Raw genomic sequence first — 21,097 nt, forward strand, 5'->3', positions numbered from 1 at the left:
CTGCCCGGGAGCACGTCTCTGCGGAGCTCGGGCGCTACCACGAGAACGAGAGCCCCACGCCCGGGGCGGTCCCCACGGCCCCCACGCGGACCTTTGCCTGTGGCGCGAGCAGGAACCCCGCAGCCACGGCGCCGCCGGCCGAAAGACCCGCACCGACGAAGGCGCCGACGGACAGGGCCGTGAACGTCTTCGTGCGCCCATCGGCGTCGGCATACGCGTCGCAAGCAGGGAGCCCCGGTCGGCAATGATGGAAGACCTCCCACTGCGCTCGGTCCATGGCGGCGTCCCGGTCCTCGGCAGCGTCGTTGGCCTCCAAGACCGAGAGGGCCCCGACGGTGGCGAGGGCGGCCGACGTGGCCGCGAACGCGCCCACGGTCCACCATCGGAGCGCGGGGCTGCGCGTGGAAGGAAGGGGCGCCGCGACGGGCCGCGAGGCTACCTTGCTCGCCGGGGGACGCGCTGGCGCTTCGGCTCGGGCGCGCGGGAACGTCAGCCAGACGGTCCTCTCGCCGCCCGCGTCGACCACGGCCACGTCCTCGCGCTGCGCCCCGGCGAGCTGTCCGCGCACGCGGTGCTGGCCGGGAGCGACGTACACGGGTCGCGGGAGCGGGGACACGCCGACCTGCCGCCCGTCCACGAGCACGGCGGCGCCGGGTTCGCTCACGCGCACGTCGAGCTCGCCGACGTGCCGCCGCGCTTCCGCGAAATTGGCCCGCGCCAGGTCGTAACTCTCCTTGAAACCCGGCGGCACCCAGATCTTCGGGGCGTCGGGGGTGCCGACCATGTCGAAGTAGATCGAGAGGAACTCCGCCGCCCTCTCGAAGTCGTGCAGCCTGAACGACAGCATCCCCACGCGGAACGCGTCGGAGGCGCTCTTCGTGAGCCCCCACAGCGTCAGGTGGATGTCGCGCGCGTCCGCGAGCCGCCCCTCGTCCAGGAGCCGCTTCGCCTCGTCGAGCATCTCCCGCTCCGGCCCGGTCGGCGGCGGCCGCTGCGGGAGCGGCGCTGCCGCAGCCGGTGCTGGGCAGGTGAGCAGCAGCAGGACCGCGGTGATCGGGCTGAGCAGCAGGCGTCGCATGGTCTTGTCTTCCGGGTGTCCTCCGCGCGGCGGGGGCGCCCTGCGCAGTTCGCCAGGGCGTCGCAGGCGCGGTGCGCCTCGGGCCCAGGATCGAGGGCCTGGCACGGGAGCTCGGGCAATGCGCTCTCTCGATTTCCAGCGCCTCTCCTACCAGAGATCACCGCGCGGTTGCGCTCGAAACGCTCGACACCAACAGAAGACGTGGGGACGAACTACACGACAAGAAGGCGCCAGGACCAACTACACGCATTGCATTTAGCGGACGAAAATTCTCATACCAGATGAGTTTTCGCGCCAAAATTTTCACTATGCTCTCAACCTGGGTCAGCTGACGCCCGAGATCACCGTACAGCTGTGTTCGAACCACTCAAGATGTAGGGTGGACACCAGGACGCGTGCCTCGCATTGCATCGATCGAGATAAATTTCTCACAGCTGATGAGCTGACGCTCCAAAAATTCCCAACCTGGGTCAGCCGACGCGACGCAGCTCCTCAACCTGGGTGAGCTGTCTCCTCAACCTGGGTGAGCCGACGCTGCTCGGAACGGGACCGCTGGACATCGGCCCAGTCGCCTCCAGGGGCGCTCGGATCGCGCTCAGGCCAGGCCGGCGTCGCCGAGGGCGGCCTCCATCTGCACGAAGCCGGCGCGGGCGGCGCCGCCGTACCGATCGAGCTGCACGGCCTCCGCGAAGGCGTACGGGCTGCTCGCCGCCTCCAGGGCCGCGGCGCGCGCCTTCTCGGCCGAGAGGCCGGGGACCAGCCAGCCGAGCCTCGCGTGGCCCAGGCGCCCCACGATACCGCCCTCGGGGCGCACCTTGAGCCGCGCCACCACGTCAGGCATCCGCCGCGCGGACACCGCGAGCGCGACGCAGGACACCGGCAGGCGGTACTCCGCCGCGCGGGCGCCCTCGACGACGGCGAGCTCACAGAACAAGACCCTCCCGAAGATGTCGAGGTCCTGATCCAGGTGCTGCAGATAGCAGAAGGCAGAGTCGGGGATCGCCGGATGCGTTCGCTTCTCGCGCCACTCCAGCGAGGAAAGGACGCTCTGTGAGAAGAGCGTGAGCAGCTCCAGATCAAAGTAGGTGAAGCGCCGCGGCTTGAAGTCGAGGAGGCAGAGCGTCCCGACCGCCTCGCCGTGCCGCGCCATCAACGGCACGCCAGCGTAAAAGCGGAGCCCTCGCGTCTTCACGAGGACGTTGTCGCGGAAGAAAGGGTTCTCGAGCGTATCCTGGACCACCAGCGCGGTGCGCCCCGAGACCGCGTGGGTGCAGAACGAGTCCTGCCGAGACGTCCCTGAGCCGAGGTCCTCGGGGAGCCCACAGCTCGCCGTCCAGAATTGCCGATCCTGGGTGACGACCGACACCAGGGCGACAGGCACGCTGAAGTGGCGCGCGACCCTGTCGGTGAAGGCCCAGAGCGCCGGTTCGGGGGCGGGCTCGTCCAGGCGCAGATCGAGGATCGTCTGCAGCCGTCGCGCCTCCTCGGGCGACGCGAGGCTGCAAGGGATCGGCTCCGCCTGCGCCGATCGGCCGGCGGTGAGGGTACGTATCGTCTCCATCAGCCGCTCGAAGCAGAGCGGCTTGTCCAGGGTCGCCGCGGCTCCGAGCTTGCGCGCCTCCTGCAGGTACGCACCGAGCGAAGACATGGCGACGACCGGCGCGCCCGGCCCCGGCCGCTCGGCATAGGCACGGAGGAAACCAAAGCCATCGAGCTCAGGCATCATCATGTCGGTGAGGATCAGATCGGGACGGCAAATCTGGAGCATGCGCAGCGCCTTGCCCCCATCCCGCGCCGTGAGGACCAGGAACTGCTCGTCCTCGAGCATTTCCTGCACGACTTGCAGGATGTCTGGGTCGTCCTCGACGACAAGGATGAGCGTATCCTGCTTGGTGTCCTGCGACATGTTCCCCCCTCAGCAAAAACCGGCACGATGATCGGCCCTGCGTGAGGCGCCGCTCGGAGCGCCACGGCTGTTGTCGTAAGAGCGGTGCGTTCGACCCTCTCCGGCGAGAGGCTCGCCGCGCCGGCACCGCCGTTCCGACATGCACCACGAACCGGGGGGTCGTCAAGGAGGGCTGCGCCGTGTCAAACGCGCTCCTGCCGACCCGTGTTGTTCGAGCTCTGCCAGCGCCGCTGCGCCGACGCTCGTGCGGCGTGCCGCTCCGCTTCGCGCCGCCCGCCGCCCTCTCGCGCTCGATCCGCGCCTCCGCGCTCGCCCTCCGGTCGCGCCGCATCTAGCATGGGGGCATGCGCCCCACCGTCCTCCTCTGGGACATCGACGGCACCCTGCTCTCCACCGGCGGCGCAGGCCGGCGCGCCATGGAGCGCGCGTTCGACCGGTACGCCGACCGGCGCGACGCGTGCGAGGCGTTCTCGTTCGCCGGCATGACCGACCGGGCCATCATCCGGACAGGGCTCGAGACGGTCGGGCGCGAGGTCACGGAGGACGCCATCGACGCGCTCCTCGCGATCTACGTCGAGATCCTCGCGCAGGAGATGTCGCTCGCCGGCGACACCCGGGTCCACGCCGGCGTCATCGAGGCGCTCGACGCCGCCGCCCGGCGCGCGAAGTGCGCCGTCGGCCTCGGCACGGGGAACGTCCGCGCCGGGGCGCAGGCGAAGCTCACGCGGGTCGGCATCTATGAGCGGTTCGCGTTCGGCGGCTTCGGCTGCGATCACGAGCGCCGCGACCAGCTCCTGCGCATCGGCGCGGCGCGCGGGGCGGCGATGCTCGAGGCGCCGCTCGCGGCGTGCCGTGTCGTCGTCATCGGCGACACCCCGAAGGACATCGCGGCGGCCCGGGCGATCGGCGCCGAGTCGATCGCCGTGGCCACCGGCACTTACGCCCTGGCAGAGCTCGCCGCCTGCGCCCCGACCCACAGCTTCAGCGACCTCCGGGCGAGGGGCGCGCTCGAGGCGCTGCTCGGTTGAGATCCGAGATCCCTCGACGAGCGGCCACCCGGCCGCTGCGGCGCCGATGCGACAGAGTGTCTCTGCGAGATCACGAAAGCGGTGTTCTGATCCTCAGGAAGAGGATCCAGATAGGGCGACAGGTTCTCTGACACGGAGGGTAGACCCCGCCACCACGACCAGCCCTAGCTCCAGAACGCCGGCGCCCGCCGGAGCCGGCGCCCCGCTCGGCTGGCGGAGCGCAATAGATCGCGCGCTTCGGTCTGCTCGATGCCTGTCACCAGGCCGATGCCGAACGCCGCCTCGCGATCGGCCGCCGCCGCGAGGGCGCTGGTCGGATGCACGATGTCGCGCGCGATGCCTGCGTGAATGCTGATGTCGTTCAGCCTCCCCAGGTCGTCCTGCAGCTCCTTCAGCAGCGCCAAAAACGCCTTGCGCTTGCCTGCTCGCGACGGAAACAGCGTCGCGAAAAACTCCGTGCCGTAGTGCAGCTTCTTCACCGCGATGCGGAGCTTGTGGCGCTGCTCGCCGTCCAGCTCCTCCAGCTTTCGCAGCTTGTTGCACAGCTTTTTCGTGCGCTCGGCCAGCACGCTGCCGGCCATCGACCGAAGCGAGCGACGGCGCAGCCGCATCAGCCGCTTGCTCGAGTCGCGGGTCCAGTTGCCGCCCAGCAGCCACAGCGCGACCTGCAGCACAATTTGCCGGCAGCGATCGCTCGCCACCGCCGAGCGCGCCACCTCGAGCTTCTCCTGACGACCCTCGTGCAACGCCACCTCGAGCTTCTCGAGCTCGCTCTTATGCGGGTCCGACTGCTTCAGGGGCGTCACACTTTCTGCCACGAGCACGTCGTAGTCACGCGCCGGCCCGAGCTGCGCCGTGAGCCAGCGCAGCTGCTCCTTGACCTCTTCGGTCTCCTCGTCACACACCAGATCCTTGAACAGCGACATCGCCGCGCGCAGCCGCCGCAGCCCGACCCGCGTCTGGTGCACGCCCTCCGCGTCACCCCGCTGCAGCGCCTGTTCGTTGAGCGCGAAGTGCCGCAGGCACGCAAGACCAATCACCTGAAAGCCCGCCGCCACGTCGACCGACCGCGGCAGCTCGATGTCCTCGGCCCGCACCGCCTGCACCGGCGCCTTCTCGAACAGCGCGTAGCCCCGCTCGGCCTTGGAACGCACGCCGTAACGCACCTCGAATTGGGCGGCCAGCGCCCGAGCCATTTGCACCAGCGCCCCCAGCTCGCCACCCTTCAGCTCCACCTCGATCTCACTGATCGGCTCCACCCGTTCCCCCGCGCAGATCTCGCCGCGATCGATGGCGATCTCGAGCTCACTCCCGTTGCGCCGCACCGGCAAAATCGTGCGCTCGACGCGCGTCTCGAACACCGGCGCGAGCCTGCGCCCGAGCTTCTTCGTCAGCCGTCGCCCGGCGCCGCGCGCTCGCTTCAAGTCGGGCGCGTCGCCCTCAATCTCCTGCTCGAACTCCTGACGCGCCAGCGCCTGTTCCGGCCGAGCCGCCTTCACGGTCTGCACGCGCCGATCGCCGATGTGGCGAACACGTAGCGCGACCCCCTCGTCGCGCAGCTCCAGCCGCGGTGTGTCGAAATACACCGAGCGCTGCTCCTCCCGCCGCACCTCGCCCGCGCGCTCGCCAAACCGCGCCGAAGCCTCCAGCCGCTCGAGAGCCGCAGGCGGCACCTCCAACTTGATCTCGATTTCCTGGGCCATCCCTGGACGCGTGCATGCCTCGTGCCGCCCCCTTCATCGGACGGCACGAGGCATGCGGTGTTGCCTTCGGCGTCCGGACCGCTCAAGCGACCGAAGGCGAGCGCAGCGATGCCGTCAAACCAGCCCGCATGACGCAACTGCTAGAGCACGCGGGCGACGGCGACCGGTAAGCGGACGAGGCCGCCTGTGACATCACCTGTACGCGCACGGCGTGCCCCGGGCAGGAGGAAGAAAGCTTCAAGAAATGCGACGGCAAGCCGTCGTGCACCAAGCACGTGGCCGCCGCGTCCGAGTCGGCGTGCGTTGAGGCCGCCATCCAGGTTTGGCTCGAACTCGGCCAGGTCCTCAGTATTTCTCCGGCACGAACATCTCGCGCGGCACTGGCCTGCGCGAGTAATCCTCGTGGCGCACCCGATCCGGCAACGCGATGGCTGGATGGTCGACCTCGGCGTAAGGCACCTGCGCGAGCAGGTGTTCCATGCAGTTCAGCCGGGCCTTCTTCTTGTTGTCGGCCTGCACCACCCACCAGGGCGCCTCCGGGATGTGCGTGCGCGCAAGCATCACCTCCTTGGCCCGGGTGTAGTCCTCCCAGCGGCGGCGCGACTCCAGGTCCATCGGGCTCAGCTTCCATTGCTTGAGCGGATCACGGATGCGGCTGACGAAGCGCAGGTGCTGCTCCTCGTCGGAGATCGAGAACCAGTACTTCAGCAGCTGGATACCAGAGCGGATCAGCATCTTCTCGAACTCGGGCACCGTGCGGAAGAACTCCTCGTACTGCGCGTCGTTGCAGAAGCCCATCACGCGTTCGACGCCGGCGCGGTTGTACCAGCTGCGGTCGAACAGCACGATCTCGCCGGCGGCCGGCAAGTGCGCCACGTAGCGCTGGAAGTACCACTGCGTGCGTTCGCGGTCGTTGGGGGCGGGCAGGGCGGCCACGCGGCACACACGCGGGTTGAGGCGCTGCGTGATGCGCTTGATCACGCCGCCCTTGCCGGCCGCGTCGCGGCCCTCGAACAAGATCACCAGCTTGTGCCCGGTGGTCACCACCCAGTCCTGCAGCTTCACCAGCTCGCCCTGCAGGCGCAGCAGCTCGCGGAAGTAGCGCCGCCGCTCCTGCTTCTCCAGCAGGCTCAGCGGCACCTCGTTGCCGTCGGCGTCGAACGGGCGGTCCTCGAGCTCCAGCTCGAGCTCCTCGTCGTAACTGTCGATCACGTCGGCCTGCTGCCGGCGGATGAACTCGTCGCTTTGCATGCCTCTACCTCGAGGCTTCGATGATAGCGCAGCGCGGGTTCACGGGACATTCACCAAGAATGACAAACAGTTGAAGTTTTCAGAACAACAGAATGTCATCTCAGAAGAGCCCCTGTTCGCGCATGCATGCCTTCAACGCCTGGCGCAGATTCTGGTATAGCCGAAGGTGGTCGAGCCCGACGCCGAGGCCGACCAGCGTCTGGGCGACATCGGCCCGGATGCCCACGAGGACCCCTGTTGCACCCAGGAGCCCCACGGAGCCGACGATCCGGAGGAGATGGTCGCTGGTGGCCGTGTCGATGATGGCGATGCCGGTGAGATCGAGGATGACGTAACGGGCCTGTGTCCGCACGACCGCGTCGAGCAGCTCCGAGGTCATCCTGTTGACGCGTTCGGCGTCGAAGTGCCCGAGCAGCGGCAGCGTCACGATGCCGTCCCAGACCTCGATCACGGGCGTCGAGAGCGCGTGAATCGTCACCTTTTGCGCCTCGATCTCCTTCCGCGCAGCCTCGAGCGAGGCGATCGTGTCGCGCTGGAAGTCGATCTGCTGCTTCGCCGCCTCGATCTCGTTGCGCGTGTGGACGAGCGCCGAGACGTCGCGCTGGATTCCCAGCACATACGGTGCGGTGCCGTCCGGAGCTCTTTCGAGCGGGATGAGCAGCGTCTCGACCCATGTCAACGAGGAGCGGATCTCGAAGTCGACCGCTTGCTGCTTCTCCAGCCGCATCTCCGTCGGGGGGAGGATCTGGGTCTCTCCGCGGAACGCGCTCCGATAGCCCTGCATCAGCGCCGGACCCATCACCGCCTCGTTCGCGAACAGGTTGAACACGCCGATCGCCGCCGCTCGTGGGACCCCGGTGAGCCGCTCGCAGGTGGCGTTCATCGCCATCAGCATCCCATCGTCACGGTAAATGTAGGACATCTCAGGAATATCATCGAGGACGCTCAAGATGCTCAACGAGGACAGCGGCGGGTAGTCGGGCATGCTGTAGGCTCCAGGGGTCGCGCACATCGGATCGTGCGCCATCGCGTGTCGAGCTCGGGAGCGCGACCGAGCACGCGAACGGACATCGTACTGTAAAGCGTTCGTCCCCAGAAGCCTGATGCCACCACGGCAGCGCGCGGCGTTACTATTTTCATGGGTGTTCCCTGCGCGCGGGAACTTTTCCTGCGAGCGCGGGTCGCCTGCTCATGCACCCGATCCGTGCGCAGGTTCCCACCGAGAGCATCGCCCGCCCGCCCGAGCCCCGTAGGCCCGACGTGCCCTACGCGCCCGCCCTCCCGTCCACGGACAAGACCCCCAGCCTGCTCTTCGTGGACCCGCCCGCGCGGACCGATCTCGACGAGCTGCGACAGGCCCTCTCGTTCGCGTTCACCAGCGGCGTCTCCGGCGGGCTCTTCAGCCAGGCGCTCGATCGGGCGCCCATCGCGCCCTCCACGTGGGATCCGAAGAGCTTCGCGCCGGACCTGTTCCTTGAGGAGCTCGTTGCCCGGTGCTTCCGCGTCCGTGTCGGGGGGCACGAGGCCGTCGTCAACCGAGGGTTCATCCTCCGCGTCCTCTCCCGGCCCCCGAGCGACATGCGCGTGACCGAGCTCCGGAGGGGGATCCTCCACGAGCTCTCGGGCTCACCCACGTTTCGCAGGCAGCTCGAGAAGCTCTACACGGCCTCATGCCGATTGCGGGGCGCGCTCGAGGGCGCGGTGGCAGGGAAGAAGTTCGATCCGACGCGGAGGCAGCTCGACGTGCTCGCGATCGTCAAAGAGGTCTTCGACCTGATGAGCGAGTCGTTCGAGGGCGCGCGATCGGGCCTCTCCCGGCTGCGCGATTTCGGCCAGGCGGTGCAGGCGACCGAGGGATATCGATCGATGGCCGATCTCCTCGATTATGACGAGCACCTCGCGACGCTCCGCCTGGACATCCGCGTCGGCGCCGACGGCCGTATCCGAGGCTTCGACGTCGTGACCGTCCGGGAGCGGCAGGAGAACCCGTTCGTCCTGTCGCCGGTGCGGCGCTGGCTCGCGAAGCTCGAGATGTTCTTCCGCGGGTACAGCTTTGGCGACGGAGAGGTCATGGCGAGGCTCGTCGACGCGGTGTTCGAGGGCATCGAGGATCAGGTCGTCAAGCTGGTCCCGCTCGTCGGAGAGATGGAGGTCTACCTGGGAGCGCTCGGCTTCCGGGATCTCGCCGAAGCGGCGGGGCTCGAGGTCTGCCTGCCGGAGCTCCGGTCCGCCCCGGAGGGCCAGCGCGTGCTCCTCGGCCTCTTCAATCCGCTCCTCGTCGCCGGCGGAGGGAAGGCGGTGCCGTGCGACGTCGTGACCGATCGGGCCGACACGACGCTCCTGGTCACGGGGCCGAACTCGGGCGGAAAGACGCGCCTGCTCCAGTCGGTGGCGCTCACGCAGCTCCTCGCGCAGGCAGGCGTGTTCGTGCCGGCGCGCAGGGCGAGCGTCGCCCGCGTCCCAGGGCTCGTGGTGTCGCTCATCCAGGAGACGAAGTTCGATCAGAGCGAGGGGCGGCTCGGCATGGAGCTCCTCCGGATCCGGGCGCTCTTCGAGGAGCTCGGCCCGGGAGCGATGGTGATCCTCGACGAGCTCTGCTCGGGGACGAACCCGTCCGAGGGGGAGGAGATCTTCGAGCTCGTCGTCACGCTGCTCGAGAAGCTCCGCCCGCAGGCGTTCATCACCACGCATTTCCTGACGTTCGCGGCGCGGCTCGAGCGGGAGAAGGCGATCAGGAACCTTCGTTTCGTCCAGGTCGAGCTCGACGCAGCGCAGAAGCCCACGTATCAGTTCGTCGACGGCGTGGCCGCGACCTCGCTCGCAGCCCAGGCCGCGGCTCGGCTCGGCGTGACCCGCGGCGAGCTCGAGGGCCTCATCGATCGCAACATCGATCGCAACCAGCTCGCCTCCCGAGCGCTTTCCATCGTGGGTCGGGACTCCGCGAACGCGGGTCCCTCCGGGGAGAGCTGACGTGGCGACGTTCCTCACGACCGAGCGGATGAACCCCGCGCTCCGCGCGCGCGTGGAGCGGGCCGCCAGCCACCGGACGCGCGCGCGCCATCACGCGGCTCGAGCCGGGATCAAGGGGACCTTCGCGAGCGACAAGCGGCTCGGTCGCGCGCGGCTGCTCACCCTGCTGACGGCGGCGGCCGTCGTGCTCCTCGCGATCGCGATGTACGTCCAGGATCGCCGCGCCGTCGAGGCCGAACGGCGCGCCCTGCTGGCCTTGCTCGACGAGCGCCGCGCGGGGTTCCCGGCGGGCTACGAGGGCTTCGTCGAGGCCACGGATCGCTGGATCGGCGAGGCCGCGAGCGACGGGGACCCCTCCGAGGTCGTCGACCCTTCGCTCCGCGCTCCAGGGGCCCTCGACGCCCTGCTCAGCCGGCCCGCGGTGTACGTGCGCGCTCCTCGCGCCGAGCTGCGCGACGCTCGCGGGATCGAGGACGCCGCGCGCGGATCCGACAAGGATGCGTTCCTCCTGTGCCTCCTGAAGCCTCCGCCCTCGCCCTCGGAGCGCGATCTGCTCACGAAGGTGCGAGGCGTGTATTTCGGCGGGACCAAGGTCGACGAGGAGACAGCGAACGTCCGCCGGCTCGCCGAGGCGCGGCTCGGCCTCGCGGTGCTCGGCCCCGTGTTCGAGGGCTCGGTGCGCGCGGCCCGCGACGTCGCGGCGGTGAAGAGGCACCGCAAGGAGCTGGATCAATCCCCGATCGAGCTGGCGAAGAAGGCGGCCGGCGCGGAGGTGCTGATCATCGTGGCCGAAAGCCCGGCCGAGAGCACGACGTCCGCGAGCTCGGCGCGCGTCTCGCTCGTGGATCTTGCCGCGAAGAAGGTCCTCTTGCGCGTGGGCCGGCGGGTCGACGAGCAAGGGCTCTCGCCAATGGGCGTGCTCCATCGCGAGCAGATCGAAGGCTGCGGCCTCGCCTTCGCGGTGCGGCGCAGCGTCGAGGAGTGAAGGCTTCGATCCCGGGATCGCGAGGCTGTCGCCGAGCCCCGCTCAGCGCGCGCACATCTCCATCAGCATCGTCTCGAGCACCGCCTGCGCTGGGCGGCGGCTGCTCTTCAGCGCGAGATCCGTCTCCGCGAGCACGCGCATCCAGCCGGCGAGCGCGCCCTTCGGGAGCTGGCGGACCGACTGCGCCACGTCGTTCGCCTTGAAGGGGGCCACGCCCGCGCGCTGGGCGGCCTCGGACTGGCTCGCGCCCGCGGCGAGCGCCGACTCGAACTTCACCATCTGCCGCACCGACCACGAGACCGCCCCGAGCAGCCGCAGCCCGCCGTCGCGCGGATCGTAGGCGTCGGCGAGCGCCGCGAGCGCGCGGTCGAGGCGCCGCTTCCCGAGCGCGTCGATCAGCTCCCAGACGGTGCTCTGCCGGATGCGGATGACGATCTGAGCGATCGCGTCCTCGGTGATCGGCTGCTTCGGCCCGACGTACAGCGAGAGCCGCTCGAGCGCGTCGACGACGTAGCCGAGCTCGGGCCCGGCGAGCTCGGCGAGCTGATCGGCCACGTCGGGCGCGATCGGGTTGCCCTTCTCGCGGGCGACGGTCGCGATGAAGCCCGGCAAGGCGCGGCGGTTCAGGGGCTCGCACGCGACAAGGAAATCGCCCTTCTTGGCGGCGGTGACGAGGCGGCGCTGGCCGTGGAGCTTCGTCGCGACGAGCACGAGGACCGCGCTCGGCGACGGCGCCTTGGCGTACTCCGCGAGCGCGTCGAGCGGGCTCAGCTGCTTCGACACGCCCCGTTTACCACCCGCGCCGCTCGCGCCGCGCTCGTCGTCCCCCTCGCCGTCGTCGCCCTCGTCCTTCTTCTCCCAGCGATCGACGCCGCGGACGAGCACGAAGCGGCGCGGGCCCATCATCGGCAGCATGCGGGCGGCGCCGAGGATCGACTCGATAGGCGCGTCGCCCGCGGTGAACTTGTCCTCGTTGAAGCCAGCGATGCCCCCCTTGGCCGCCGCTTCCCGGATCGCGCTCACCACGCGATCGACCAGCCAGCGCTCCTCTCCCAGCACGAGGTAGACCGGGCGGAGGGCGCCGGTGGTCGCTTCCTTCAAGGCTTGGTCGGGCGTCACCGCTCCGGCATCGGGCGTTCAGGCGGGTGCGTCAAGGGCGCCGCGCTCGCTCCCGGCGCCGGCGAGCCCGCGCGCCCGGCCCTCCCCTCGATCACGGCAGCGAGAACGGGACGTCGACGCGCACGTTCGCCCCCGGCGGCGCGACGGCGACCGACGGCAGCGCGTCGACCAGGCAGGCGGTGACCTCGGGGCGCGACGCCTCGCGGTCCTCGATGATGCCGCGCGCGAGCTGCCGGCCCTGCGGGTCGAACGTGAGGTTGAAGACGTACTTCACCCCGCGCGGCGCCGGCTGCGCCGCGATCGCCGGCTTGTAGCAGCGCTCGATCAGGGCCGGCCGGTGCGCTTCGAGCGCCCGCGCCGCCTGCGTCGCGACCTCGTCGCGCGGCACGATCGGCGCGGGCTGCGGCGCCGGTGCGGGCGCCTGGAGCAGGCGTGCCGGCGCGCCCGCTCCAGGCGCCCGCGCCGCCGGCCCGGCGGAGGACGCCGCATCGGCAGGCAGCGCGGGCGCTCCCCCGGCGGGGCGCGGGTCCGTGGGGACGCCGGCTGGGCCGTGGCGCAGGCCGAGGTAGACCGCGGCGGCGATCATGGCGCTGCCAAGGAGGATCGCGTTGGGGGTCGAGAGCTGCCTGCCCATGCCTTGGCATTCCCAGTTTGACAGGATCCCCCCCGACCACACTAGATCCGCGCCGTGTGGTCCGTCCTGCTCGTATTCGCCGCAACGTACATGCTCATCGCGGCGCGGCGCCTGTCGATCCTGCCCATCGGACGCCCGGCCGGCGCGCTCGCGGGCGCGTGCGCCATGGTCTTCCTGAGCTCGATCCAGCCGGGCGCCGGCCTGGACCCGCGCGAGGCGTTCGCGGCGATCGAACCGAACACCATCGGCCTCCTGCTCGGCATGATGCTGCTGGCGGCGTCGCTCGACGCCGCGGGGGTGTTCGAGCGCGCCGCCGCGTGGGTCGCGCAGCGGGATCTGTCGCCGGTCCGCCTGCTCTACCTCGTCACGGTGGGCTCCGGGCTCGCCTCCGCGGTGCTGCTGAACGACTCGGTCTGCGTGATGCTGGCGCCGCTCGTCGACCGGACCGCCCGGCGCGCAGGGCTCGAGCGGGCGCCGTACCTCCTCGCGCTCGCGATGGGCGCCAACGCCGGCAGCGCGCTCACGCTGGCCGGCAACCCGCAGAACATGCTGGTGGGCCACCTCTCCGGCATCTCGTACCGCACGTACCTGCTGGAGGCGGGCCCCGCCGCGCTGATCGGGCTCGCCGTCACGGCCGTGACGCTGCACCTGCTGCTCCGGCGCCGCATCTCGGTGCGGACGCCCGCGCCCGAGCCCACGCCCGAGCCCGCGCCGACGGGAGGCGCCCGGCCGAGCGCCCTCGCCCCGCTCGCCTGCATCGCGGTCGTGTCCGTGATGTTCGTGCTCGGCGCGAACCTGGCGTGGACGGCGATCGGCGGCGCGACCGCGGTCATCCTGCTTCACCGGCGCGACGCGAACGCCCTGTTCGAGCGGGTGTCGTGGACCGTGCTCGTCTTCTTCGGGGCCCTCTTCGTCGTCGTGGCGGGCCTCCAGAAGACCGGCATGCCCGAGCAGGCGCTGCGCGCGGCCAGCCCCTTCCTCCCCGCCGGGCCGACGCTGGGCCTGCTCGGGCTGAGCATCGCGATGCTCGTCGGGTGCCAGATCGTCTCCAACGTCCCCTTCATCCTTCTGGCGGACTCGTACATCCGCAGCCAGCCCGATCCGCACCTCGCCTGGATCACGACGGCGCTGGTGTCCACCCTCGCGGGCAACCTCACGCTGCTGGGCTCGGTCGCCAACATCATCGTCGTGGAGACGGTGGGCGCGGAGCGCGAGATCGGCTTCCGCGCTTACGCCAGGGTGGGTGTCCCGGTGACGCTGGCCTCGACCGCCGCGGCGCTCGCCTGGCTCCTCATCGTACGCTGAGCCGCGCTTCCACCCCGCCACGCCGCCACCCCACCCCGCCACGCCGCCCTCTCGCTCTCCCTCTCGGAGCAAGCACCGCGCCGATCACAGCGGCGCCTGCTCGCGCGGGCGCAGGCGGCGATACCGCACCCCCGCGCGGGAGAAAGGACGCCGCGCTGGCGGCCTGCGCCGCCCGTCGAGCCACGCGTGGATCACCGTGATCCCCACGGCAGCACAGAACACAGGCCCCATCGCGAGCATCACCAGGAACCGCAAGGCTTGCCGGATCGTGCGCTTGTTCATGTGGCCCAGCGTACACCACCCCCCGTGGGCCCAGCAGTGGATTGAATTGAAAAACTTCAACTGTGCTGCTGGAAAGACCCATTATCAAGCTTCTGCGCGGAAAAATCTTGTATTGCTGGATCCTGCTCGTTTACAGCTTGGGGTGACCGACCTCGACCATCTGTCTACCTACCCACCTACCTACCGCGCGGCGAGCGGTCCGCGCGGCAGGCAGGCCCCCGGAGGCGCGCCTGTGCGCCGATCTCCTTTGCAGCGGCGAGCGAACCGCGGTCACCCATCTCCTGGAGAAGCCTGAATGGCGCACGAACTTTCCAAACGAGTCGCCCTTGTCACCGGCGCTTCCCGCGGCCTCGGGGCGGCCATCGCCCGCAAGCTCGCCGCCTCGGGCGCGCGGGTGGCCGTCAACTACTTCGGCAGCCGCGAGGCGGCGACCCGCGTGGTCGAGGACATCCGCCAGGGCGGCGGCGAGGCCGAGGCGTTCCGGGCCGACGTGCGCGACGAGCAGGAGGTCGCCCGCCTCGTGGGCGAGGTGAAGGCCCGCCTCGGCCCCATCGAGGTGCTCGTGATCAACGCGACGGGCCCGCAGCCGTTCGTGAAGCTGGAGGACCTGACCTGGAAGCACTGCCTGGACCAGCTCGAGTTCTTCGTGAAGAGCCCGGTCCTCCTCGCGAAGGCGGTGGTCCCGGGGATGAAGGAGCGCCGGTCGGGGCGGATCATCAACGTCGGGTCCGAGGTCTTCGAGCAGGGCGTCCCTGAGTTCTCCAGCTACGTCTCGGCGAAGGGCGCGCAGCTCGGCCTCACGCGCTCCTGGGCGATGGAGCTCGGCCCGCACGGGATCACCGTCAACCAGGTGTCCCCCGGCTGGGTCGTCGTCGAGCGCCACATCCAGGAGGGCGCGAGCGCCGAGGCCATCGAGGCCTACCGGGCGAGCAACCCGCTCCGGCGGATGGGCACGCCGGACGACATCGCCGAGGCCGTCGCCTTCCTCGCGTCCGACGCCGCCGAGTTCATCACGGGCCAGAAGCTGTCCGTGAACGGCGGCAGGACCCTGGCCTGAGCATCCATCGCTGGTCCGGAGGCCCAGCGATGGTGCTTGTCGGATGCAAACCAGCGTTGGACGTCGAATCGAGCAGCGACTCTTCAATCAGATCAAGCGGTTTCGACGGCGTGAGGACCACGATGGACAGGCGACAGATTCTCCGGTTCGGCGCGGCCCTGACGACGCTGCCGCTCACGGGGTGCGGCGCGAGCGCCCCGATGCCGCAACCCGCGCCCACCACCGGGACGGCCCCTCCCGCCGGTGAAAAGGCAGCGGTCGTCGCGCCGGAACCGGCGGCGACCGCGGACAACAGCCCTCCGCCGCCCGAGGACAAGGGCGCCGATGCGGCCGCGGCTCCTGCCAAGGAGGAGCCGCCGCAGGTCTCGTTCACGCGGGTCATCGGAAGGGTGGGCCGCAATCACGGCCACGTGCTCACGGTGACCCTGGCCGACGTGATGGCCGGCGCGGAGAAGACCTATGATCTGAAAGGGAACTCCGGCCATACCCACGCCGTGACGCTCTCCGCCGACGACATGAAGAGCCTGCAAGAGGGGAAGATCGTGCGGGCGAAGAGCACGACGTACGGCCACGCGCACTACGTCCTGGTGCGATGCGCCCCGGCCGAGGATCCGCCGGAGTGGGTGAGCGTCGTCAAGTTCTCGTCGAGCGGCAAGGACGAGCACGAGATCGTGGTCACCGCCGAGGACATGGCCGCGAAGGTGGAGAAGACCTACGACCTCCAGGGCCTCACGGGGCACAACCACCAGGTGACGCTCACGGCCGCGGACTTCGATCACCTGCTGAAGGGCGGGCCGGTCACGCACCCGACCACGCGGACCCCGGGCGATCTGCACCTGCACACGGTGACCATCGAGTACCGCGTCAAGACAGCGAAGACGTAGCGGCCACGCTCGGCATCGGCCACCGCCGGCTTATCGATGTGCTCACCGCTGAGAACGGCCTCGCCCCGAAGACCTTCGCTCGGATCACACGCTTTCGGCGGGCCGGCGCTCGCGCCGCGCGGGCGGAGCTAAAGAAGGCCGCGATGGGCCAGGGACAGCAGGTCCATCGACGTCGCGACGACGATGTGGATGGCGCACCCGCCCCAGATGGAGTCGCTCTTCAGGCTCACCGTGCCGAGGATGAACCCGGCGAGCACCGAGCCGAGCGCCTCGGGCAGCGGCTTGCCGAAATGGATCATCGCGTAAGGCACCATCATGGCGAATATCGAGGAGTAGCCGAGCACGCGGCGGATCCCGTGGACGAAGAAGCCGCGGTAGAAGAACTCGAGCGCCATGAACTGGGCGGCATAGAGCACCTCCCACGCCCAGAGCCAGGGCCACAGGCCCTCGCCCGGCGCGAGCTTGTAATAGGGATACTTCGCCTGGAAGGCCGGCGAGAGCGACGCGGCGAAGAGGAACGGCGCCATGACGGCGAAGAGGAAGCCGTAGACGGGCAGGTGCCGCGCCGTCCCGCGGACGCGCAGGCCGAAGCTCCGGATCGGCGCCCGCAGCACGAACTTCGCGACGACGAGGGTCGGTATCAGATAACCGACCAGGCGGCCGAGCGCCCAGACGATCCGCTGGTGAAAGCGGCGATCCGGCGACGTGTTCAGCGCGTCGTGGAGCCTCGCCGAGGCGCCGTCGAGGCCCACGACGCGCAGGCCATCGACCATCCAGCGCGTGTCGTTCTCGTTGCCCGCGAACCGGACGAAGATGAGCACCCCGATGACGGTGAGGAACACGCACACCATCCGGCGGGTGACCTCCCCCGCGGGCGTGGTGGCCCTGTGGTGCGCCGCCTCGGCGTCGAGCCGATCGCGCAGGTCGATGACGTACTCCTGCCAGATCCGGCGGAAAAAGCGTCCGATCACGCGCCGTGCTTATCACCGCCGGCGCCCCCGGCACAACCGTGCCGGGCAGGCGCTTCTACTGCTGGGTGGTGGGATTGACGATGATCTCGACGCGCCGGTTGTTGGCCCGGCCCTCGGTGCTCGTGTTGTCCGCCACGGGGCGGTCCGGCCCGTGGCCCACGGTCGCGATCTTGTCCCCGGGCAGCCCCGCCGTGATGAGGTGGGCCTTCACGGCGTCGGCGCGCTCCTGCGAGAGCTTGCGGTTCGCCTGGGCGGAGCCGGTCGAGTCGGTGTGCCCCTCGATCCTGATGGGCGGCGACCCCTGGTCCTTCAGCGTGGCCGCGACCTGGTTGAGCTTCTCCTTGGCGATCGGCAGGAGATCGGACTTGCCCGAGGCGAAGAGCACCGCGCCGGAGAGCGTGATGACCACGCCGCGCTTCTCCTCCTTCACCGCAGCGATCTCCTTGAGGCTCGCGAGCGCCGCGTTCGCGACGCGCTCGGCCTCCCGCCGCGCCGCCTCGGCCTCCTGGCGGCCCTTCTCGGCCGCGGTGCGCGCGCTCTCGGCCTGCTGCCGCGCGCTCTCGGCCTGCTGCTGCGCGGTCTCGGCCTGGGCGCGCGCGTGCCGCTCGCGCTCGATCTGCTGCTGGCCGCTGTGCAGCGCCTCCCTCGCGTTGGCGAGCTGCTGCTGCGAGAGGTCCTTGAAGGCGTCCTCGGCCGCGGCCTTGTCGCGCTGCGCCTGCAGCAGCGCCGCCGCCGCCTCGGCCTCCTGGGCCTGGCGGTCGGCGATGTACGCGAGATCGCGCGTCTGCGGGGACTCGGGGTCCTCGCCGAACGCCCCCTCGGCGCGGGAGAGCGCCTGCTTCGCCGTGTCGAGCTGGGCGGGCGCGAGGCGCGAGGCGGCGCCTTCCGCCGCGCGCCTGTAGCTCGCGCGGGCGTCGACGAGCTCCTTCGGCGGGACCGCCGCGCCGCACCCCGACGCCGCGTAGAGCGCGGCGCACAGGGCGAGAGACCGGGCAGGCCAGGACGGGTTCTTCACCTGAGAAGCCATCACCATCACCTCTCGCTTCACTTGACCCCCGTCTGCTTCAGTTTGTCGACCTGCTTCAGCGCCTCCTGCGCCTCGGCCTGCGTGGAGCGCACCTTCGCGAGCGCCAGCGCGAGCTCGGCGTCGGCCTCGGCGCGCTGGAGGAGGCGGGTGGCAGACTCGTTGTCCTCCGCCTGCATCTGCTGCTTGGCCTTCTCGAGCTGCTCGCGGGCGAGCTTCAGGTGGAGGGTGGCCTGGGGGTCGGACCCGGCGCCCATCTCGTCGGCCGCGCGGATCGCGGCCTGGGACGAGGCGAGCTGGTCGTTCGGCGGAGGCACGGTACCGCCGCACGCGGCGAGGGCAAGACCGAGCACTGCAGCGAGCACCGCGGCCGGGCTCGCGAGGCGGCGTAGGGGTGGCTTGTTGTTCGAGCTTCGGTTCACCCGGCCGTTGTACAACACCCGAGGTCTCCGAGAAATCAGGAAACCCCACGCCCTCGCAGGCGATCACAGCCGTAGCGCGGGTGCGCAGCGCGCGTCGCGGCGCGGCATGCTCACTTCCCGCAGTGGCGCTGGTACCGCGGGTCAGGAAGCCTGCCAGGGACCTGCCTTGCAAGCGGAGAGAGAGTTCAACGCAAAGGCGCAAAGACGCAAGGGCGCAAAAGAAAGAACAATTGTCGTGAATTTTTGCGTCTTTGCGCTCTTGGCGCCTTTGCGTCGAATCTCTCTCGGGATCCGTGGCCGGCCTTCTCGCGGGCGTACCAGCCGGCCTTCTCGCGGGCGTACTAGTCGACGCGCATCGAGCTCGCGCGGACGATGCGGATCCGCGCGTCACGCGCGTCGGGCTGGTTGACCGCGCGCGCGAACTCGGGCGCGGCCGGGGAGGCCACCTCGACGACGGACGCGGTGGAGCCGATACGGATCGCGCCGATCTGCTGGCTCGACACGCCGCCGCGGCGGCACACGAGGGCGAGCAGGCGCCGGGGGTCCGCGCCGTGGCGCTCCCCCCAGTTGACCTGGAAAGGCACGAAGGGGAGGCGCGGGGGCTGCTCCCCGTTGCCTTGACGAGCGGCGGGGCGAGCGCGCGACGGTGCCTCGGACCAGGGCGGCGCCGACGGCCGGGCGCGCGACGGTGCCCCGGACCAGGGCGGCGCCGACGGCCGGGCGCGCGACGGCGCCCCGGACCAGGGCGGCGCCGACGGCCGGGCGCGCGACGGAGGCGGCTCGGACCGGGGCGGCGCGACGGCTGTGACCGGCTGCGGAGCGCAGGGGCCGGTGTGCTTCGCCCGCGCGAGGAGGGCCGCGACGAGCTCGGTCGCGTCCATGTCCGCGAGCAGACGGGCAGCGAGCTCCCTGTGCCGCGCCTCGGGCGCGGGGCCGGACGCCTCGCGCGGGCCGCGCACGTTCGCGTCGACCGCGGCCGCGTCGACCTCGGCCGCGTTGACCTCGGCCGCATCGCCCGCAGCCGCGCCCTCCCGGCGCGCCACGGCGAGCTCGGCGGCGAGCCGCTCGTCGGCGGCGCGGAGCACGTCCTCCGGCGACGGCGCCGGCCGGAACGTGGCCTCGACGCGCGCGCGCCGGAGCAGCCTCAGCGCGTGCTCTCGCGCGAACGGCGCGACGAGCAGCACGCTCGTCCCCTTACGGCCCGCCCGGCCGGTGCGGCCGCTCCGGTGCGTGAAGATCTCGGGATCGCCCGGGGGATCGGCGTGGATGACGCGCCCGACCTCGGGGACGTCGATGCCGCGCGCGGCCACGTCGGTCGCGACGAGGGTCGTGATGGCGCCCGAGCGAAACGCGTCGAGCGTGCGCGTCCGCTCGCGCTGCTCGAGGTCGCCGCTCAGGGCGCGCGCGGGCAGGCCGAGCGCGGTGAGCTTGTCGGCGAGCTCGGCGGCGCCCTCGCGGGTGCGCACGAAGACGAGCGTGCGCTCGCCGGGCGCGAGGAGCAGCAGGTTCACGACCGCCGCGTCGCGCTCCGCCGGCAGCACGAGGTGGGCGACGTGGGCGATGTCGCCGTTCGCGGCGCCGTGGCGTGTGCCCTCGACGCTCACCGCGTCCCGCTGGAAGCGATCGGCGAGCGCGCGGACCTCGCGGGAGAAGGTGGCCGACACGAGGTGGGTCTGGCGATCCGCGGGCATCTTGCCGACGATCGCCTCGAGGTCGTCGCGGAAGCCGAGGTCGAGCATCTGGTCCGCCTCGTCGAGCACGAGGGCAAGGACGCCGCGCGGATCGAGGGTCCCGCGCTCCAGGTGATCGAGCAGGCGGCCGGGCGTCCCGGCGATGACCAGGGGGTCGCGCCGCAGCGAGCGCGCCTCGGCGCCGAAGCTGGTGCCGCCGGTGACGCACGCGACGCGCGCGCCAAGGGGCGAGAGCAGCCAGCTGAGCTCGCCGGCGATCTGGGCGGCGAGCTCGCGCGTCGGCGCGATGATCACCGCGGCCGGAGCCGCCGCGGTGCGGGGCGCGCCGTCGGGCGCAGCCGCGGCGGCGCGCTCGGCGAGGGCGCGCTCGAGGCGGGGGGCGAGCGCGAGGCCGATGGCCACGGTCTTTCCGGAGCCGGTCTGCGACGAGACACGAAGGTCCCGCCCGGCGAGCTCAGGGGCGAGGACGGCCTGTTGGACGGAGGTGAGGGAGGTGAAGCCGCGGCGGGCGAGGGCGCCCGCGAGCGGCGCGGGCAAGGCGTCGAGCGATGAGGCTGGATTCATGAAAGCCGCGCAACCTAGCAGAAGCTGGACGGTTGTCGCGGCCAATCGCGTATCCAGCGCGGCTGCACGGCGCTCCGGGTGGTGGGGGAACTCCCCCGCCCTGCCGGGATGATGGAACCGCCAAGGCGCCATAAGACGCCAATATTATTAGATTTTCTTGGCGTCCTTGGCGCCTTGGCGGTTCAAAAGCCCCCACCTTCAGTCAACGTGCGCCACCACCGCG

The 21,097-nt window shown here is 70.7% G+C and carries 18 protein-coding genes; 6 read left to right on the top strand and 12 right to left on the bottom strand.

Going from position 1 to position 21,097, the window contains the following annotated elements; translation table 11 throughout:
* Positions 1-34: 34 nt before the first annotated feature.
* Together WME79_RS29685 and WME79_RS29690 are read right to left on the bottom strand one after the other, a co-directional pair.
* On the bottom strand, positions 35-1,078 hold the full coding sequence (locus tag WME79_RS29685) for a hypothetical protein (protein WP_437521684.1): 1,044 nt from the start codon (positions 1,076-1,078) through the stop codon (positions 35-37).
* A gap of 595 nt (positions 1,079-1,673) precedes the next feature.
* Complete coding sequence (locus tag WME79_RS29690) at positions 1,674-2,984, bottom strand: response regulator (RefSeq protein WP_437521686.1); 1,311 nt, start codon at positions 2,982-2,984, stop codon at positions 1,674-1,676.
* 344 nt (positions 2,985-3,328) lie between these two features.
* Here WME79_RS29690 and WME79_RS29695 point away from each other — a divergent pair, with 344 nt between their 5' ends.
* A complete protein-coding gene (locus WME79_RS29695; RefSeq protein WP_437521688.1) occupies positions 3,329-4,012 on the top strand; it encodes an HAD family hydrolase in 684 nt (227 codons plus the stop codon).
* A 164-nt stretch (positions 4,013-4,176) separates the two neighbouring features.
* Here WME79_RS29695 and WME79_RS29700 read toward each other — a convergent pair whose 3' ends face one another.
* From WME79_RS29700 to WME79_RS29710, 3 genes are all read right to left on the bottom strand, one after another.
* Positions 4,177-5,715, bottom strand: coding sequence for a CYTH and CHAD domain-containing protein (locus WME79_RS29700; RefSeq protein ID WP_437521690.1), 1,539 nt, complete (start codon positions 5,713-5,715; stop codon positions 4,177-4,179).
* Positions 5,716-6,060: 345 nt separating this feature from the next.
* Complete coding sequence (gene ppk2, locus WME79_RS29705) at positions 6,061-6,966, bottom strand: polyphosphate kinase 2 (protein ID WP_437521692.1); 906 nt, start codon at positions 6,964-6,966, stop codon at positions 6,061-6,063.
* Between the two features lie 100 nt (positions 6,967-7,066).
* On the bottom strand, positions 7,067-7,888 hold the full coding sequence (locus WME79_RS29710; protein ID WP_437521694.1) for an STAS domain-containing protein: 822 nt from the start codon (positions 7,886-7,888) through the stop codon (positions 7,067-7,069).
* A gap of 269 nt (positions 7,889-8,157) precedes the next feature.
* Here WME79_RS29710 and WME79_RS29715 point away from each other — a divergent pair, with 269 nt between their 5' ends.
* Complete coding sequence (locus tag WME79_RS29715; RefSeq protein WP_437521696.1) at positions 8,158-9,936, top strand: MutS-related protein; 1,779 nt, start codon at positions 8,158-8,160, stop codon at positions 9,934-9,936.
* A 1-nt stretch (position 9,937) separates the two neighbouring features.
* Entirely contained in the window at positions 9,938-10,921 is a 984-nt protein-coding gene (locus WME79_RS29720; protein WP_437521698.1) for a hypothetical protein, read from the top strand.
* 42 nt (positions 10,922-10,963) lie between these two features.
* Here the strand turns inward: WME79_RS29720 and holA are convergent, their stop codons facing one another.
* Both holA and WME79_RS29730 read right to left on the bottom strand, forming a co-directional pair.
* Positions 10,964-12,022 (bottom strand): DNA polymerase III subunit delta, encoded by a 1,059-nt coding sequence (gene holA / locus WME79_RS29725; RefSeq protein WP_437521700.1) that lies wholly within the window; start codon positions 12,020-12,022, stop codon positions 10,964-10,966.
* A gap of 109 nt (positions 12,023-12,131) precedes the next feature.
* On the bottom strand, positions 12,132-12,674 hold the full coding sequence (locus WME79_RS29730; RefSeq protein WP_437521702.1) for a hypothetical protein: 543 nt from the start codon (positions 12,672-12,674) through the stop codon (positions 12,132-12,134).
* A gap of 54 nt (positions 12,675-12,728) precedes the next feature.
* Here WME79_RS29730 and WME79_RS29735 point away from each other — a divergent pair, with 54 nt between their 5' ends.
* Positions 12,729-13,979 (top strand): SLC13 family permease, encoded by a 1,251-nt coding sequence (locus tag WME79_RS29735; RefSeq protein ID WP_437521704.1) that lies wholly within the window; start codon positions 12,729-12,731, stop codon positions 13,977-13,979.
* Positions 13,980-14,063: 84 nt separating this feature from the next.
* Here WME79_RS29735 and WME79_RS29740 read toward each other — a convergent pair whose 3' ends face one another.
* Entirely contained in the window at positions 14,064-14,261 is a 198-nt protein-coding gene (locus WME79_RS29740) for a hypothetical protein (protein ID WP_437521706.1), read from the bottom strand.
* Positions 14,262-14,556: 295 nt separating this feature from the next.
* On the opposite strand from WME79_RS29740, the gene WME79_RS29745 reads away from it, so the two are divergent.
* Entirely contained in the window at positions 14,557-15,318 is a 762-nt protein-coding gene (locus tag WME79_RS29745; protein ID WP_437521708.1) for an SDR family oxidoreductase, read from the top strand.
* A gap of 122 nt (positions 15,319-15,440) precedes the next feature.
* Complete coding sequence (locus tag WME79_RS29750) at positions 15,441-16,202, top strand: hypothetical protein (protein WP_437521710.1); 762 nt, start codon at positions 15,441-15,443, stop codon at positions 16,200-16,202.
* A 128-nt stretch (positions 16,203-16,330) separates the two neighbouring features.
* Here WME79_RS29750 and WME79_RS29755 read toward each other — a convergent pair whose 3' ends face one another.
* The 4 genes from WME79_RS29755 to WME79_RS29770 all read right to left on the bottom strand — a co-directional run bounded on the left by WME79_RS29755 (position 16,331) and on the right by WME79_RS29770 (position 20,874).
* Positions 16,331-17,173 (bottom strand): CPBP family glutamic-type intramembrane protease, encoded by an 843-nt coding sequence (locus WME79_RS29755; RefSeq protein ID WP_437521712.1) that lies wholly within the window; start codon positions 17,171-17,173, stop codon positions 16,331-16,333.
* A 55-nt stretch (positions 17,174-17,228) separates the two neighbouring features.
* On the bottom strand, positions 17,229-18,200 hold the full coding sequence (locus WME79_RS29760) for an OmpA family protein (protein WP_437521714.1): 972 nt from the start codon (positions 18,198-18,200) through the stop codon (positions 17,229-17,231).
* Positions 18,201-18,217: 17 nt separating this feature from the next.
* Positions 18,218-18,619, bottom strand: coding sequence for a DUF4398 domain-containing protein (locus WME79_RS29765; RefSeq protein WP_437521716.1), 402 nt, complete (start codon positions 18,617-18,619; stop codon positions 18,218-18,220).
* Positions 18,620-18,960: 341 nt separating this feature from the next.
* On the bottom strand, positions 18,961-20,874 hold the full coding sequence (locus WME79_RS29770) for a DEAD/DEAH box helicase (RefSeq protein WP_437521718.1): 1,914 nt from the start codon (positions 20,872-20,874) through the stop codon (positions 18,961-18,963).
* Between the last annotated feature and the right edge of the window lie 223 nt (positions 20,875-21,097).

The sequence above is a fragment of the Sorangium sp. So ce726 genome (assembly GCF_051521405.1).
Lineage (GTDB): Bacteria > Myxococcota_A > Polyangia > Polyangiales > Polyangiaceae > Sorangium.

Excerpts from the sequence above, each read along its gene's own strand:
- WME79_RS29685 (WP_437521684.1), bottom strand. The coding sequence starts at position 1,078 with ATGCGACGCCTGCTGCTCAGCCCGATCACCGCGGTCCTGCTGCTGCTC.
- WME79_RS29690 (WP_437521686.1), bottom strand. The coding sequence starts at position 2,984 with ATGTCGCAGGACACCAAGCAGGATACGCTCATCCTTGTCGTCGAGGAC.
- WME79_RS29695 (WP_437521688.1), top strand. The coding sequence starts at position 3,329 with ATGCGCCCCACCGTCCTCCTCTGGGACATCGACGGCACCCTGCTCTCC.
- WME79_RS29700 (WP_437521690.1), bottom strand. The coding sequence starts at position 5,715 with ATGGCCCAGGAAATCGAGATCAAGTTGGAGGTGCCGCCTGCGGCTCTC.
- ppk2 (WP_437521692.1), bottom strand. The coding sequence starts at position 6,966 with ATGCAAAGCGACGAGTTCATCCGCCGGCAGCAGGCCGACGTGATCGAC.
- WME79_RS29710 (WP_437521694.1), bottom strand. The coding sequence starts at position 7,888 with ATGTCCTACATTTACCGTGACGATGGGATGCTGATGGCGATGAACGCC.
- WME79_RS29715 (WP_437521696.1), top strand. The coding sequence starts at position 8,158 with ATGCACCCGATCCGTGCGCAGGTTCCCACCGAGAGCATCGCCCGCCCG.
- WME79_RS29730 (WP_437521702.1), bottom strand. The coding sequence starts at position 12,674 with ATGGGCAGGCAGCTCTCGACCCCCAACGCGATCCTCCTTGGCAGCGCC.
- WME79_RS29740 (WP_437521706.1), bottom strand. The coding sequence starts at position 14,261 with ATGAACAAGCGCACGATCCGGCAAGCCTTGCGGTTCCTGGTGATGCTC.
- WME79_RS29745 (WP_437521708.1), top strand. The coding sequence starts at position 14,557 with ATGGCGCACGAACTTTCCAAACGAGTCGCCCTTGTCACCGGCGCTTCC.
- WME79_RS29750 (WP_437521710.1), top strand. The coding sequence starts at position 15,441 with ATGGACAGGCGACAGATTCTCCGGTTCGGCGCGGCCCTGACGACGCTG.
- WME79_RS29760 (WP_437521714.1), bottom strand. The coding sequence starts at position 18,200 with ATGGCTTCTCAGGTGAAGAACCCGTCCTGGCCTGCCCGGTCTCTCGCC.
- WME79_RS29770 (WP_437521718.1), bottom strand. The coding sequence starts at position 20,874 with ATGAATCCAGCCTCATCGCTCGACGCCTTGCCCGCGCCGCTCGCGGGC.